This window comes from Bradyrhizobium sp. PMVTL-01 (genome assembly GCF_051861855.1).
Lineage (GTDB): Bacteria > Pseudomonadota > Alphaproteobacteria > Rhizobiales > Xanthobacteraceae > Bradyrhizobium.
The window spans coordinates 5,345,634-5,359,567 of the sequence record NZ_CP193982.1; the positions used below are offsets into that span (position 1 = coordinate 5,345,634).

At 64.2% G+C, this 13,934-nt stretch carries 13 protein-coding genes; 4 read left to right on the forward strand and 9 right to left on the reverse strand.

The window, feature by feature from the left end; all coding sequences use genetic code 11:
* Positions 1–10: 10 nt before the first annotated feature.
* The 5 genes from ACRQ5Q_RS26150 to ACRQ5Q_RS26170 form a co-directional block, all read right to left on the reverse strand.
* Entirely contained in the window at positions 11–595 is a 585-nt protein-coding gene (locus tag ACRQ5Q_RS26150; protein WP_439374838.1) for a TIGR00645 family protein, read from the reverse strand.
* A gap of 49 nt (positions 596–644) precedes the next feature.
* The gene (locus ACRQ5Q_RS26155) at positions 645–1,280 is read right to left on the reverse strand and encodes a TerC family protein (protein WP_439374837.1); all 636 of its coding nucleotides are present in this window, start codon (positions 1,278–1,280) and stop codon (positions 645–647) included.
* Entirely contained in the window at positions 1,277–1,639 is a 363-nt protein-coding gene (locus ACRQ5Q_RS26160; RefSeq protein WP_439392740.1) for a hypothetical protein, read from the reverse strand. The genes ACRQ5Q_RS26155 and ACRQ5Q_RS26160 overlap by 4 nt, the downstream gene beginning before the upstream one ends.
* 2 nt (positions 1,640–1,641) lie before the next feature.
* A complete protein-coding gene (locus tag ACRQ5Q_RS26165; RefSeq protein WP_439392742.1) occupies positions 1,642–2,097 on the reverse strand; it encodes a TerB family tellurite resistance protein in 456 nt (151 codons plus the stop codon).
* Positions 2,098–2,497: 400 nt separating this feature from the next.
* A complete protein-coding gene (locus ACRQ5Q_RS26170; protein ID WP_439374834.1) occupies positions 2,498–2,878 on the reverse strand; it encodes a nuclear transport factor 2 family protein in 381 nt (126 codons plus the stop codon).
* Between the two features lie 183 nt (positions 2,879–3,061).
* Between ACRQ5Q_RS26170 and ACRQ5Q_RS26175 the strand changes: the two genes are divergently transcribed.
* Together ACRQ5Q_RS26175 and ACRQ5Q_RS26180 are read left to right on the forward strand one after the other, a co-directional pair.
* Positions 3,062–4,810, forward strand: a complete 1,749-nt coding sequence (locus ACRQ5Q_RS26175; protein WP_439392744.1) for an MOSC domain-containing protein — start codon at positions 3,062–3,064, stop codon at positions 4,808–4,810.
* A 436-nt stretch (positions 4,811–5,246) separates the two neighbouring features.
* A complete protein-coding gene (locus ACRQ5Q_RS26180; protein ID WP_439392746.1) occupies positions 5,247–6,386 on the forward strand; it encodes a hypothetical protein in 1,140 nt (379 codons plus the stop codon).
* 222 nt (positions 6,387–6,608) lie between these two features.
* Here ACRQ5Q_RS26180 and gor read toward each other — a convergent pair whose 3' ends face one another.
* From gor to rpiA, 3 genes are read right to left on the reverse strand one after another with little or no spacing between them, the layout of a single operon-like run.
* Positions 6,609–7,997, reverse strand: coding sequence for a glutathione-disulfide reductase (gene gor, locus ACRQ5Q_RS26185; RefSeq protein ID WP_439392748.1), 1,389 nt, complete (start codon positions 7,995–7,997; stop codon positions 6,609–6,611).
* Positions 7,998–8,052: 55 nt separating this feature from the next.
* The gene (locus ACRQ5Q_RS26190; protein ID WP_439374830.1) at positions 8,053–8,595 is read right to left on the reverse strand and encodes a DUF2059 domain-containing protein; all 543 of its coding nucleotides are present in this window, start codon (positions 8,593–8,595) and stop codon (positions 8,053–8,055) included.
* Complete coding sequence (rpiA, locus tag ACRQ5Q_RS26195; protein WP_439392750.1) at positions 8,592–9,311, reverse strand: ribose-5-phosphate isomerase RpiA; 720 nt, start codon at positions 9,309–9,311, stop codon at positions 8,592–8,594. Before rpiA ends, ACRQ5Q_RS26190 begins: the two co-directional genes overlap by 4 nt.
* Before the next feature lie 173 nt (positions 9,312–9,484).
* Here rpiA and ACRQ5Q_RS26200 point away from each other — a divergent pair, with 173 nt between their 5' ends.
* Entirely contained in the window at positions 9,485–10,177 is a 693-nt protein-coding gene (locus tag ACRQ5Q_RS26200) for an HAD-IA family hydrolase (RefSeq protein ID WP_439399872.1), read from the forward strand.
* A 299-nt stretch (positions 10,178–10,476) separates the two neighbouring features.
* Positions 10,477–11,511 carry a GTP 3',8-cyclase MoaA gene (gene moaA / locus ACRQ5Q_RS26205; protein WP_439374828.1) on the forward strand — a complete coding sequence of 345 codons (1,035 nt, stop codon included), beginning with the start codon at positions 10,477–10,479 and terminating at the stop codon, positions 11,509–11,511.
* Positions 11,512–11,553: 42 nt separating this feature from the next.
* On the opposite strand, the gene ACRQ5Q_RS26210 is transcribed toward moaA, so the two are convergent.
* Positions 11,554–13,803 carry an ABC transporter substrate-binding protein gene (locus ACRQ5Q_RS26210; RefSeq protein ID WP_439392752.1) on the reverse strand — a complete coding sequence of 750 codons (2,250 nt, stop codon included), beginning with the start codon at positions 13,801–13,803 and terminating at the stop codon, positions 11,554–11,556.
* Between the last annotated feature and the right edge of the window lie 131 nt (positions 13,804–13,934).

The following is a 13,934-nucleotide window of genomic DNA, read 5'->3' on the forward strand; positions in this document are numbered from 1 at the left end:
GCGCCCGCGCTCAGCCGTGGCCTGCCGCCTTGCGATGGCCGTTGTCGCTGAGGCGGTCGACCCAGGCGATGCCGATCGCGGAGATGATGAAGGTCAGATGGATCAAGACCTGCCACATCACGCCGCTCTCGGTGAAATTGCTGCGCGTGGTGCCGAGATTGCCGGCCTCGATGAAGGTTCGCAGCAGCGAGATCGAGGAGATGCCGATGATCGCCATCGCCAGCTTGATCTTGAGCACGCTGGCATTGACGTGGCTGAGCCATTCCGGCTCGTCGGGATGACCGCTCAGGTTGAGCCGGGAAACGAAGGTCTCATAGCCGCCGACGATCACCATCACCAGTAGGTTCGAGATCATGACGACGTCGATCAGTCCGAGCACGACCAGCATGATCTGCTGCTCGCTGGCGTCGAAGGAATGCGCCACCAGGTGCCAGAGCTCTTTCAGGAACAGCAGCACGTAGACGCCCTGCGCGATGATCAGGCCGACATAGAGCGGCACCTGCAGCCAGCGCGAGCCGAAGATCAGCTGGGCGAATGGGCCGATTTGGGGCCGCGACGACGGCTCAACCAAATGTGCTTTGGGTTCAGACTTCATTGATCACTCCGCAAGTGCAGGCAGCAAATTTCGCTTCAAGGATTCGCGCCTAGAGACTCGCGATCACAGGCGCAAGCTCGAGCGAGCCGCGATAGATCATCTCGAAGGCGACGTAAACGATGATGGCGAGACCGACATAGGCTATCCAGCGCTGCTTCTGCAGCACCCGGCCGAGCAGGTCGGCGGCAACGCCCATCATCGCGACCGACAGCAACAGGCCGAAGGCCAGGATGTAGGGATGCTCGCGCGCGGCGCCCGCGACCGCGAGCACGTTGTCCAGCGACATCGAGACGTCGGCGGCGACGATCTGCACCGCGGCCTGGCCGAAGGTCTTTCGCTGCACCGGCGCTGCGCCGGCGCCGCCGCCATGGTTGAATGCGAGCTCGCCCGAATGCGACTGTTCGCGCAGCTCGCGCCACATCTTCCAGCACACCCAAAGCAGCAGCACGCCACCGGCGAGCAGCAGGCCGATCACCTGCAACAACTGGGTCGCGATGCCGGCAAACACGATGCGCAAGCCAGTTGCGGCGGCAATGCCGACGATGATGGCGCGCCGGCGCTGATCGGCCGGAAGGCCGGCCGCGGCAAGACCGATGACGACGGCGTTGTCGCCGGCGAGCACGAGGTCGATCAGGACGACCTGAAGCAGGGCGGTCAGCGCCTCAGTGGTGATGAACTCAGTCATGATTGATCATGTTTCGCTGTGGACGGATCGAGCCATCCCGGCTTCTTCCGCTCGACCCAGTCGAGGACCTTGGAACGGGAGGAACGCAGCGCCGGCACGTCCTCGGCGAGCAGCGCGAGGCCGAGCGGCAGCATCCAGATGCCGAGCACCGGCAGGAAGGAGAGCACGCCGCCAACGACGAGCAGCGCGCCCGAGGGGATTCGCACCCAACGGCTGGACGGCTTGAGCAGATAGGAGACGGCGTCGCCCATGCGCGGCGGCAGCCGATGGACGAGCTTGTCGAGGCGCGGATCGCCGCCGGCCATCTGGCTGGCGGCGCCCGCGGTCTCGGTCGTGTGCTCATCCGATGCCGTGCTCATGCTCACTCCTTTGGGGCGGTGCTCACCGCATCCGTCCCGACCTGCTTTGCGCGCGGCAGCACCAGCGTCAAAAGCCGCAGCAGCTTGATCGCCTGCACCTCATGCGGATGCACGTCCTCGTCCGCGGCCGCGACGCGCTCCGACAGCTCGATCAGATGCGATGACAGCGGCATGTTCGAAACCGGCCGCAGCGTGTCGATCACCACATTGGCAAAGTCCGGCTCTTCCAATCGTTCCGCCAGTTCGTCAAACATCGAAAGCAGCCGCTGGTCGCTCATATGCGGCGCCAAGCCGCGTGCCCTGATGAAGCGGATCACCTCGTCGCGCTCGACCGGCGAAACGCGGCGGTCGGCCACTGCGACGAGCGCGCCGGCAATGACCAGCGCCGCCGCGGCCTGCTCGTTCAGGCTGGACGGTTCGGTGATCTCGATCGTATGGGAGAATTTGGCGTCAGACATCGTTGCTCCTCGTTTTGCGCAAATGGCCGCGCGGAGCTGCGATGGGAACGGCGGGTCGGAAGGAACTCGAGAAGGCCCGACAGTCGGCCGATCCATCGCATTCGCGCGGGACAGGTCATCCGACATCGCGAGGTTTGCCGACATCTGTCGGCGTCCTCGCCAGAGGGGCCCGGATTCTTGTTCGCCTCAGAAATAAAGATCGCTCTGTCGGAATCAAGGCGAAGCGACTGCGACCAGCCGCCGCATCGGTTCCGTGTTGCCATGCTTGGTTAAGCAACGGTGCGCGCGTTCGGACGCGCTTCCACATTGTCTTGCGAGCGCAGCAGCAATCAAGAATCCCTCCTCAGAAAGACTCTGGATCGCTGCCCTCGCAATGACGGAGTGGCCGACAGCGTCGCTTCTACCTCGTCACCTCGACAAGATGCGCACGCGACGGTGACGGATCGAACCGGTTGCCGAAATATTGCGTTTCGTGCGCGACCAGCCCGTCGCGGAATTCCATGATGCTCACGACGTAGGACGGCGCCTCGTCATAGCTCAGGACGAACTCGCTCACCCAGAGGTCGCCGCCGCCGATGATCCGCCGGACCGCAAAGCGCTTTCTGTTCGGCTGCACGAAACGGCTCTCCTGGATCTTCCTTCGGCCCCGAATGCGCTCGCCCGATTGCGGATAGTCGAGCACGGCATCCTCGCAATAGAGGTCGTGCTCGGCCTCGAAATCGTTCGCATCCGAGGCGTCCCAATGGCGCCGGAGCGCAGCCAGCGTCGCTTGATCATCCATCGCGTCTCTCCCGTCTCCCGCCTTGGCTCTTCAAATCGGCGCCCAACGGCCGGTCGCAAGGCACTCTAGCAACGTCTAACAACCACTAACGGGCCAAAACCCCGATCTGGATGCAGATTGACGCTGCGGCAATCTGGAATTCGCCGGGTTGCGCAGCCGCGCTGGTTCCGCAGGGGAATGTCCATGGCCCGTCTGCTTTCCGTCAATGTCGGCCTGCCGCGCGACGTCGCCTGGCAAGGCAGAACCGTCCACACCGGCATCTGGAAGAGTCCCGTCTCTGGACCGCGCAGGGTACGCCGGCTCAACATCGACGGCGACGGCCAGGGTGATACCGCGGGTCACGGCGGCGAGCATCGCGCCGTCTTCGTCTATCAGGTCGAATCCTATCGCTATTGGCAGGGCCAACTGGGCCGACCGGACCTCGTTCATGGTCAGTTCGGCGAGAATTTCACCGTCGAAGGACTCGCCGACACCGACGTGTGCATCGGAGACCGCTACAGGATCGGCTCGGCCCTGTTCGAAGTCACGCAGCCGCGCGTCACCTGCTACCGGCTCGGTATTCGCATGGACCAGCCTGACATGCCCTCGCTGCTGGTCAAGCACGGCCGACCCGGCTTCTATTTTCGTGTGATCGAGGAGGGCGACGTCGAGGCTGGCGACGAGATCACGCAGGTCACGAGCGGTCCCGAGAGTATGAGCGTATCCGAGGTCAACGCGCTGCTTTACCTGCCGCCTCATCCGCGCGAGCGCCTGGAACGCGCGCTGAAAATTCCGGCGCTGAGCCGCGGCTGGAATCATTCCCTTGCGGCGCTGCTCGAGCAACAGAAGGACAAACCGGCTTCGGGAAACCACGGGCTCGGCCCGGCCGCAAGCCCGCCACCTGCCTGGCGTGGCTTCAGGCCGTTCCGCGTCGCGCACAAAATCGGCGAGAGCAGCACTGTGACATCGCTGATCCTCGAACCCGCCGACGGAGGCGCCGTCGCCACTGCCCTGCCCGGCCAGTTCGTCATCGTGCGGCTCGGGCCATCCGCGATGACGCGCAGCTATTCGCTGTCGCGCCGCACCGATGCCGTGTCCTATCGCATCAGCGTCAAGCGGGAGACTCACGGCGCGGCCAGCGGTTATGTCGCCGACGAACTCAAGACCGGCGACGTAGTCGAGCTCGGTGCGCCCCGCGGCAGTTTCACGCTCCGGCAGGATACCCGGCCCGTCGTCCTGCTCAGCGCCGGCATCGGGGTGACGCCGGTGCTCGCGATGCTGCACGCGCTGGCCGCGGAAGGCGCGACGCGGGACGTCTGGTGGCTGCACGGCACCCGCAATGGCCGCGAGCATCCCTTCGCCGCCGAGGCGCACGAACTCTTGGCCGGGATTACGCACCATCACAGCCATATCTGCTTCAGCGCGCCCGATCCGGCCGATCGCCTGGGTATCGATTTCGACAGCACCGGACATCTGGACCGGCGCTTGTTTGAACAGCTCAACGTCCCGCGCGACGCCGACTTCTATCTCTGCGGACCAGCCGCTTTCATGAACGACCTCACGGCCGGCCTGTCCGAATTGGGCGTCGCATCCGATCGCATCCACACCGAGCTGTTCGGCAGCAAGCCCTCGCTGACACCAGGCATTGCCGCTGCGCCGAGAGTGCAAGCACATTTGCCGGTCGGAGCACCCGGCCCGGGACCGATGGTGTCTTTCGCGCGGAGCGGCCTCAATGTCGGCTGGGCACCATCCTATGCCAGCCTGCTCGAGCTGGCAGAGGCTTGCGACGTCCCCGTGCGCTGGTCGTGCCGCACGGGGGTCTGCCACAATTGCGAGAGCGGGCTTGTCGCCGGCGAGGTCAGCTACGTACCCGATCCGCTCGACGGGCCGGCGGACGGCAATGTCCTGATCTGCTGCGCACGCCCCCAAGGCGATGTCGTGATCGATCTGTAGACGTGATCATCGATGAACATGGGAGAGTTTCATGCGCACGGACATGATGCCGGGCAAGCCGGAGCGGATGGCTCGTCGGTCGTTCGAATGAGCCGCCCAGGAGGCTGAGCCGCCGGCGTTTGCCTGTGCTCGCGGCCTGCACGACTGCATGACCTTTGCGAGAGATGCCGCCAAATTAGCCAAAATGCGTCCCTCGATCGGACTTGCGGCTTTGCGAACGGGCTCCGCGGGCTGGTCAACCGCGCGATCTAAGCTCAGGCGCAACCTCGATTTTTCTCTCGCCGCGCGAAGCCGCGGAGCCCGCGCGCTGCGCCGCACGCCGACTGGCCCAAAATTCGCAAGACATCGTCACGCCGGCTTCCCTGCCCTCCCACGACAGGAGCAGCAAGATGCGTGCGCCCAGCTCCGGGATGACGGCCTCACATCGGAGAATGCCATGAATGTGCATGCTGCGGGCGACCTCAAATTCACCGGCCTCACCCGCCCGAACGGTTCACCCCTTCGCCTGAATGACAGGGATTTCGTCGCGATCGACCGCGACAAGAATGCCAAGTTCGAGGCAACCTACCGGCCGCAGGCACTCTACAACCGCGCCAATGAGGGCTTTCACGCCAACAACGAAACCTTCCTGCTGCACGAGGTCGCGACCAACCTGCCGATCTACCGGCCGGACACCGGCCCCACCGATTTCCACCTTCATCTTCCGCCCGGCGGATTCCAGCTCGTGCTGGTCACATCGGGCGCATTCACTTTCGACTATGACGGCCGCTTCCACAATGTCGGTCCGGGCGCGGTGATGCTGCAAAGCGCGATCGTGCATCGCCAGCTATTCTACACCTGGTCGGGGCTGTCGACTGAAGAGAACCTGAAGACGCCGCAGACGGTGGTGCCCGATCCGATCTCGATGGGCTATTCCGGCAAATTCCTCGAAGCCTTCATCACCGATCCCACCACCTTTCCAAACCCGACCATTGTCGGCCCGGACCAGATCAATGAGGACGAAACGCCGCGCGTGGCCTGGAGCCATCCGCTGCATAACCGGCCCGCCGATGCCGGCTTCTGGCTTCAGGATCCCCTCGCGCTGGACGCGCTGTTCAAGCCGCTCACCGGCGGCGCGGTCAAATCGACCATGCCGGTCTACGTGCGCGATATCGGCATCGAAATTCCCAGCGGTCATCTCGTCACCGGCCACATCATCGCAACCGATCCGAGCAGTCATTCGCTGCTGCCGAAGAGCGCGTCGATCGCCGCGGACCCGGCCTGTTTCGCCAAGGGCGAGGTCGTGATCTACCGCGTCATTCGCGGCGCCGCAGAATTCAGGAAGAAGTCCGGCGAGAGCTTTGAGCTTTCCGCCGGCGACGTGGTGACGGCGGGCAAGGAATCGATCAGCCTCATCGGCGTCGGCGAGAACACCCAGGTCCTCCGCCTCGGCCTGCTCAAGGGCATGAACGAGCTGCGCAGCTGGACGCCGACGCAACGCGACGAGATCGACGGCCTCGCCGGCCAGATCATCACCCACAGGGACGTCCGCCCCCTGCGCACCGAAGGCAAGCCGGTCGGATATCTGTATAGCTGAAGCGCGTCGCAGCAGACGCCCGCGGCTTTCTTCCTTTCCCGTGTGGGAGAAGGTGGCGCTAAGCGCCGGATGAGGGGTTCTCTCCGCTCGTAGCAGCGTTCGTGAGGAGCGAGACCCCTCACCCGTCTCGCCGCTCCGCGGCGAGCCCCCCTCTCCCACAAGCAAGGGGAGAGGGAAAGCGCGCGCCGGCTTATTCGGTTGAGGGCGCTCGTGCCGCCGGCCCTACTCCGCCGCCTGCCGCACGTGCCGCGCGGTCGGGGTGCGCATGGTGACGAGCTCTTCGGCCGCAGTCGGATGCAGCGCGATGGTCGCGTCGAAATCCGCCTTGGTCGCCTTCATCTTCACCGCGATCGCAACGGCCTGCGTGATCTCGGCGGCGCAATCGCCGACGATGTGGCAGCCGAGCACGCGGTCGGACGAGCCGTCCACCACGAGCTTCATCAGCACGCGGGTGTCGCGGCCGGACATCGTCGCCTTGATCGGGCGGAACGTCGTCTTGTAGATGTCGACGTGGCTGAATTGCGCCCGCGCCTCGGTTTCCGTCAGGCCGACCGTGCCGACCTCCGGCTGCGAGAACACGGCCGTCGGGATGTTGGCGTGATCCACCTGCACCTCGCGCTTGCCGAATACCGTGTCGGCGAAGGCATGGCCCTCGCGGATCGCGACCGGCGTCAGGTTGAAACGGTGGGTGACGTCGCCGATCGCGTAGATGCTGTCGACCGAGCTCTTGGAGAAATGATCGACCGCAATGCCGCCATTCCTGGGATTGATGGCGACGCCGGCGTTCTCCAGGCCGAGATTGGCGACGTTGGGATGGCGGCCGATCGCGAACATCACCTGGTCCGAGGCGATGCTCGAGCCGTTCGACAGATGAGTGGTGAAATCCTCGCCGTGGCGGTCGACCTTGGTCACCGTGCAGCCGGTGAGGATGGTGATGCCCTGCTTCTCCATCTCGGCGCGGACATGGGCGCGCACGTCCTCGTCGAAGCCGCGCAAGATGTTGTCGCCGCGATAGATCACGGTGACCTCGGAGCCGAAGCCCGCAAAGATGCCGGCGAATTCCAGCGCGATGTAGCCGCCGCCCTGGATCACGATCCGCTTCGGCAGCTTCTTGAGATGAAACGCCTCGTTGGACGAGATCACGTGCTCGATGCCGGGAATCGCCGCGCCATGGTTGGGCGCGCCACCGGTGGCGATGAGGATGTATTTTGCGGTGATCTTCTTGTCGTTCTCGAGCAGACGGACGGTGTGCTTGTCCTCGATCATCGCACGGCTCTTGACGATCTGCGCGCCCGACTTCTCGACATTCGTCGTGTAGGCCGCCTCCAGCCGCGCGATCTCGTTGTCCTTGTTGGCGATCAGTGTCGCCCAGTCGAAGCTCATGGACGGAATGGTCCAGCCGAAGCCGGCGGCGTCCTCGATTTCGTGACGGACATGCGAGCCGATCACGAACAGCTTCTTGGGCACGCAGCCGCGGATCACGCAGGTGCCGCCCATGCGGTACTCTTCCGCGATCGTCACGCGGGCGCCGTGGCCGGCCGCGATGCGGGCGGCACGCACGCCGCCCGAGCCGCCACCGATGACGAAGAGGTCGACGTCGAATTCAGCCATTGTCCACTCCGACCTCTGCTGGACCACGATCAGGATTCTGGTCAGATAGTGTTTGTCAGATTTCCTTGCCACGCTTGCGCATCTCGGCGCGGAAGGCCCCCATCACGGTCTCGGAGAAGTTCTGGGCCCAGGAGTTCATGAAGGCCATGGAGAGGCCGATGGCGCGCGGCTCGGCGTCGATCAGCTTCTTGCCCAGCGGCGATTTGTAGAAGGTGACGAGGTCCTTCAGCTCCTGCTCGGTGAACTCGCTGGCGTAGATCTGCGCCATGCCCTCGCCGATCTCGTTCTGGCGGCCGTTGAGCTGCTGGGCCACGATCGGGGCGACCTCGTTGAGGTCCTTCTGATAGTTCAGGTTCTGCTGGATCAGCGCGATCTTGGTCTTCTCGACGAGGCCGGGCACGGCGCCCGTATACATCCCGGTGGCATTCTTGATCTGCAGGATCTCACGGGCTGCGGCAATCGCCGCCGGCGAGGCCTTCGGCTGGGCCGGTGCCGCAGCCTTGGGCGCTGCCGGTGCCGGCTGCTGGGCAATGGCCGAAGCAGCCGAAAGCGCCACAGCAATCGCCGCGGCCGGCAACAATTTCAAAACGCTCTTCATTTCCAGTCTCCTTTCGGCTTACGCCGTTCAATCACGCGAATTCCCTCGCCGCCGGCCAAAACAGCCGAGCTGGCCAGGCCGATGAACAGTCCATGCTCGACCACGCCGGGAATCGCACTCAACGCCTTGGCAAGGCTGGCGGGATCCGCGATCCGCCCGAGCTCGGCATCGACGATCCAGTGGCCGCCGTCGGTGACGAAAACGTGGCCGTCCTTGGCCTTGCGGACCGCCATTTGCCCGGAAACGCCGCAGTCCGCAAATGCCTTCTCGATCGCGCGGCGCGTCGCGCCAAGCCCGAACGGGATGACCTCGAGCGGCAGCGGAAACTTGCCGAGCGTCGGCACCCATTTGCTGTCGTCCGCAATCACGATCATGCGATCCGAGGCGGCGGCCACGATCTTCTCGCGCAGCAGCGCGCCGCCGCCCCCCTTGATCAGATTGAGCTCGGGATCGATCTCGTCCGCGCCGTCCACGGTAATGTCGAGATGGTCGATCTCATCCAGCGTGGTCAGCGTCACGCCGCAACGTTCCGCATCCGCGCGCGTCGCCTCGGAGGTCGGCACGCCGATCACCTTGAGCCCGGCGGCGACTCGCTCGCCGAGCAGCTGGACGAAGTGCTTTGCGGTCGAGCCGGTGCCGAGCCCGAGCCGCATGCCGTCACGCACCTCCTCCAGCGCACGCGCCGCCGCCTGCCGCTTCAACTGGTCCATGTTCACGTTTGCGCCCGCCTCCGGCTTTGAGAGTGCGGCCTATGTAGCCTCGTTTTCCTCGCCGGAACAGGCCTCTGCGCCGATCTTATAAGGTGAACTTATTGCTTCTGCCCTTGCGCCGATCCGGCCGGCCCGATAGCGCTTGGCCCATGATCTCGCCCGCCATGACCTCGCCCGCCATGACCTCGTCCTACACGCTCGTTTTCGATCTCGACGGCACGCTCGTGGATACGGCGCCCGACCTGATCACCGCGCTGAACTACGTGCTCGACCGCGAAGGCCTGCCACCCGTGCCGATGGCCTCGGCCCGCAACATGATCGGCGCCGGCGCCCGCAAGCTGATCGAGCGGGGTCTGGAGGCCGAGGGCCGCACCGTCCGCCCGACCGACATGGACCGTATGACGGCAGATTTCATCGGCTATTACGCCGAGCATATTGCCGTCGAATCCCGCCCCTTTGAGGGCCTCGAGGGAGCGCTCGACCATTTTGCGGCGCAAGGTCATCGCCTCGCGGTCTGCACCAACAAGCTGGAATGGCTGTCCAGGCGCCTCCTGGACCAGCTTGGCCTGAGCCGCCGCTTCGCGGCGATCTGCGGCGCCGACACCTTTGGCGTTCAGAAGCCCGATCCGACCATCTTCCGGGAGACGGTGGCCCGGGCCGGCGGCAACGTGAAATCCAGCATCATGGTCGGCGACGCCGGAACCGATATCGGGGTCGCCCGGCGGGCCGGGGTGCCCGTGATCGGGGTCAGCTTCGGCTACACGGACGTGCCGATCGCGGAGCTCAAGCCGGACCGGCTGATCCATCACATGCGCGACCTGCCAGCGGCCGCCAGCAGCCTGATGACGGGCTTGAGCTCGTCAAGTAACTGAAATCACAGCAAAAAAACGCGAAGATGTCGCGCGTTACGAATTAACTATGCGCGATGCGCCGGTTGCCCGCCCCAGCGACGTCCCTAAGGGCCGCCCGCGATGTGGCGGTTCGTCGCAGCAGCCGCGGCGCCGGCTGTTGCCGCACCCACAGCCGGCTCGCCGTGTCCCGGTCCGAACGCGAGCAAGCGCTGGGTAACGTATACCACCCGATTGTCCTAGCCGCGTCCGGTGCTTAGATTGCTTCCAGAGCACCGCCGAAGCAAAGGTGCCCCGTTGCCGTAAGTGACAAGGCATTTGGTATGAACGGATCTTCTGCTAGCCCCCGCGCTGCGCTGTCGAGCGCGATGACCGATCCGTTCGGGCGGACCATCACTTATCTGCGCGTTTCGGTCACCGACCGCTGCGACCTGCGCTGCTTCTACTGCATGTCGGAAGACATGACGTTCCTGCCCAAGGCGGACCTGCTGACGCTGGAGGAACTCGACCGGCTCTGCTCGGCCTTCATTGCCAAGGGCGTGAAGAAGCTGCGCCTCACCGGCGGCGAGCCCTTGGTCCGCCGCAACGTGATGTCGCTGGTGCGCTCGCTGTCGCGGCACCTCGAGAGCGGCGCCCTGAACGAGCTGACGCTGACCACCAACGGCACGCAGCTGGCAAAGCATGCCCGGGAGCTCGCCGATTGCGGCGTCCGCCGCATCAACGTCTCGCTCGACACGCTCGACTCGCAGAAGTTTCGCGAGATCACCCGCTGGGGCGAGATCGACAAGGTGCTGGAAGGCATCGAGGCCGCGCGGGCCGCTGGCCTCGCCGTGAAGATCAACGCGGTCGCGCTGAAGAACCTCAACGAGGACGAGCTGCCTTCGCTGATGCGCTGGGCCCACGGCAAGGGCATGGGCCTGACCTTGATCGAGGTGATGCCGATGGGCGAGATCGGCTCGGGCCGCATCGACCAGTACCTGCCGCTGTCGCTGGTGCGCGCGCGCCTCGCCCAGCAATTCACCATGACGGATCTTGCCGAGAGCACAGGCGGGCCCGCGCGCTATGTCAGCGTCGCCGAGACCGGCGGCAAGCTCGGCTTCATCACGCCGATGACCCACAATTTCTGTGAATCCTGCAACCGCGTGCGCATCACCTGCACGGGGACGCTGCACACCTGTCTCGGCCACGAGGATGCCTCGGACCTGCGCAAGCCGCTGCGTGCATCGGATGACGACATGCTGCTTGCGGATGCTATCGACCGCGCCATCGGACTCAAGCCCAAGGGCCACGATTTCATCATCGACCGTCGTCACAACCGCCCCAGCGTCTCCAGGCACATGAGCGTCACCGGCGGCTGAAGCATGATCCGGCCCCGAAGCGCCGCGTCAGTGCATTAGGCGTCACGAGGCATAACGCCGATAGAGCACGACGATGACAGCGAGCACCGTCCCGGCATAGATGACCTGCGCTGCGTGATCCAGAACAACAGCGGAGCGTTTTCGGCCGGCGGCCCGAAATTTTTCGTGCTTGTAGCCCGCCAATATCGTCATCAGGCATAGTACGAAGAAAATGTAGAACATCTCTTCGACCACCACCGTGTATCCGACATCGCCGATCTGGCTGCTCACCGCTACGAGCAGCACTGCGCTCGCCAGGATGGAGGTCACCGGGATCGTCACGCGTTCACGAAACATGGTTTCGGGAAAGAACAGCGTCGCGAATACGACGAGCACGAGCAAGAACATCGGCAGCAGGTTCTTCAGCATGTAGATGGAGGAGCTGCGACGCAGTACGATGGTCGCATCGAATCCTGCGAATTCCGTCATTGCCTCGGCATCGAACAGCGACGCCTTGCCGAGCGTCGATCCGCTGGACATGGCTTCGACGAAATATTTCAGTCCGAGAAATCGCCAGAGCGGAAGTCCGGAATAGGCCCCGTCCTCGGCCCGCGAGCTTCCGTCGTCGGCAAGGCGCAAGCCGAACCGATCGATGACATAGGTGATGAGTTCCCGCCGCTGTTCCGTGTTCTGGAAATGCAGACGCAATTCCTGCGTGTCGAACGGATAATCATGGAGATCGAAACGGGCCTTGAAATCGCCGTTGATGCGATAGAGCCGATAGCTCAGGCCGTCTTCCTGTCCAGCCTGAATCGGCCGAGCTGCATCGAATGCCCCGCGATCCAGCAAGGCCGGGAATTCGACGTGCGTCTGTGCCTCATCGTCGCCAGCGAACCGCATCCAGAGATAGAAGTCGACGTTGAACGAATTTTGCTTCACGTCGATTCGACTGACGCGAATGATGTCGATGCCGGTGTAAACGACGCGTTGAATCCAATAGCGCCGACGCTCGAACGCGATGACATGGCCCTTCTCCCGTTCGGCGTCGAGATCGATTCCATCCGCCTGATCGATGCGCACCAGTTGCAGCGGCGCCGTGACGAACCGACCGTAACGGAAGAAACCCATTCGGATCGGGCGCGGGATGTCGCGGTTAGAGTTGAAATAGAGCCGTCCCGTCAGCCCGACGACCGCCGATTTCGGACTGTCGATGGCGGCCAGTGCGAGGCGCACCCGGTCGCGATCCGCAACCTTGCTGTCGGATGGTTTCTGAATCCCCTGCCCCATAAACTGGCGATGGACGGCAGCTCGTCTCAGCGCGTCGATCATCAGGCGCGCGGCGTCGTACGAGCCACCGCCAACCCAGCTTGGGGAGGTTCCCGCTCTAGCTTTGTAGTCGGCGGCGAAAGCCTGCGCCGCCACGCCGGCGCTGTCGAAAATCAACGACGATGCCGCATACAGATTCTCACTGAAGAAACCCGGACGCGTTTGTTCCTCGGGCTCGTTGACGAAATTTCTCAGATAGCTTTCGCGGCCCGCGCCCTGGGTTGTGATGATCGTCCCCTTGATGCCACGGCGACGCAGCGCCTTGACGATGTCTGCGATATAGTCGGCGGCCGCGCCGACGACGATGACACCGGGACCGGGCTCCTGCGCGGCAGCGTCCAGCGCCTCATCCGTCGATCGGATCTGACCGGCTGAGAGGTCCAGTCCGAACACACGCAACTGCTCCGCAGGATAGGCCGCCGCAAATCCACGCTCAAAACTCTTGCCGTAGGAATCGCGCGTGTGAACAAGACGGACTCTTGGCTCCTTCATCACGGCCCGCAGATGTTCCGCGATCGAGCGCGCCTGTGCGGAGACCGGCGAGAGCGCACGAAAATAATAGTCACTGGTGGATGTCAGATCGTCGGCGGCCGCGCTTCCCGTGAGCGCCGGAATCCGCGCATCCTTATATGCCGGCGCTGCCGCGAGCGATGCGGAGCTGAGATAATGGCCGAGCACAGCGACGCATGGACTGTCGGCGATCGCCTGCGCATTCGCCCGCGCCACGGCTGGATCGCTTGCGTCGTCGAACAGAACGAGTTCAATCGGCCGTCCGTTGACGCCACCCTTGGCGTTCACTTCGTCGATTGCAAGCTGCATCGCGATCAGGCTTTCCGTCCCGGCCGGGGCGGATGGGCCAGAGAGCGAATTGGCGAACGCGATGCGAATAGGCTCCGGGCGGGTCCAGAGGATGGCGGCCCAGGCGACGCCGAGCACCAGGGCGACGCCCGCAACAACGGCAAGCCCCATGATAAGCCGCGGCTTCATCGTCGATCCTCGCATCGGTCGGCATAAGCCGAGATTCTCCAGATCGAGGCATCAGTCAGGTGGAGATTGCCGCCGCTGAGAGCGTTTTTCAAGCCTGCCCGATCGCCCCGGCAAGATCTACGTGCTCAAAC

Coding starts and splice junctions, on each gene's coding strand:
- ACRQ5Q_RS26150 (WP_439374838.1), bottom strand. CDS start 595: ATGAAGTCTGAACCCAAAGCACATTTGGTTGAGCCGTCGTCGCGGCCC.
- ACRQ5Q_RS26155 (WP_439374837.1), bottom strand. CDS start 1,280: ATGACTGAGTTCATCACCACTGAGGCGCTGACCGCCCTGCTTCAGGTC.
- ACRQ5Q_RS26160 (WP_439392740.1), bottom strand. CDS start 1,639: ATGAGCACGGCATCGGATGAGCACACGACCGAGACCGCGGGCGCCGCC.
- ACRQ5Q_RS26165 (WP_439392742.1), bottom strand. CDS start 2,097: ATGTCTGACGCCAAATTCTCCCATACGATCGAGATCACCGAACCGTCC.
- ACRQ5Q_RS26170 (WP_439374834.1), bottom strand. CDS start 2,878: ATGGATGATCAAGCGACGCTGGCTGCGCTCCGGCGCCATTGGGACGCC.
- ACRQ5Q_RS26175 (WP_439392744.1), top strand. CDS start 3,062: ATGGCCCGTCTGCTTTCCGTCAATGTCGGCCTGCCGCGCGACGTCGCC.
- ACRQ5Q_RS26180 (WP_439392746.1), top strand. CDS start 5,247: ATGAATGTGCATGCTGCGGGCGACCTCAAATTCACCGGCCTCACCCGC.
- gor (WP_439392748.1), bottom strand. CDS start 7,997: ATGGCTGAATTCGACGTCGACCTCTTCGTCATCGGTGGCGGCTCGGGC.
- ACRQ5Q_RS26190 (WP_439374830.1), bottom strand. CDS start 8,595: ATGAAGAGCGTTTTGAAATTGTTGCCGGCCGCGGCGATTGCTGTGGCG.
- ACRQ5Q_RS26200 (WP_439399872.1), top strand. CDS start 9,485: ATGACCTCGTCCTACACGCTCGTTTTCGATCTCGACGGCACGCTCGTG.
- moaA (WP_439374828.1), top strand. CDS start 10,477: ATGAACGGATCTTCTGCTAGCCCCCGCGCTGCGCTGTCGAGCGCGATG.
- ACRQ5Q_RS26210 (WP_439392752.1), bottom strand. CDS start 13,803: ATGAAGCCGCGGCTTATCATGGGGCTTGCCGTTGTTGCGGGCGTCGCC.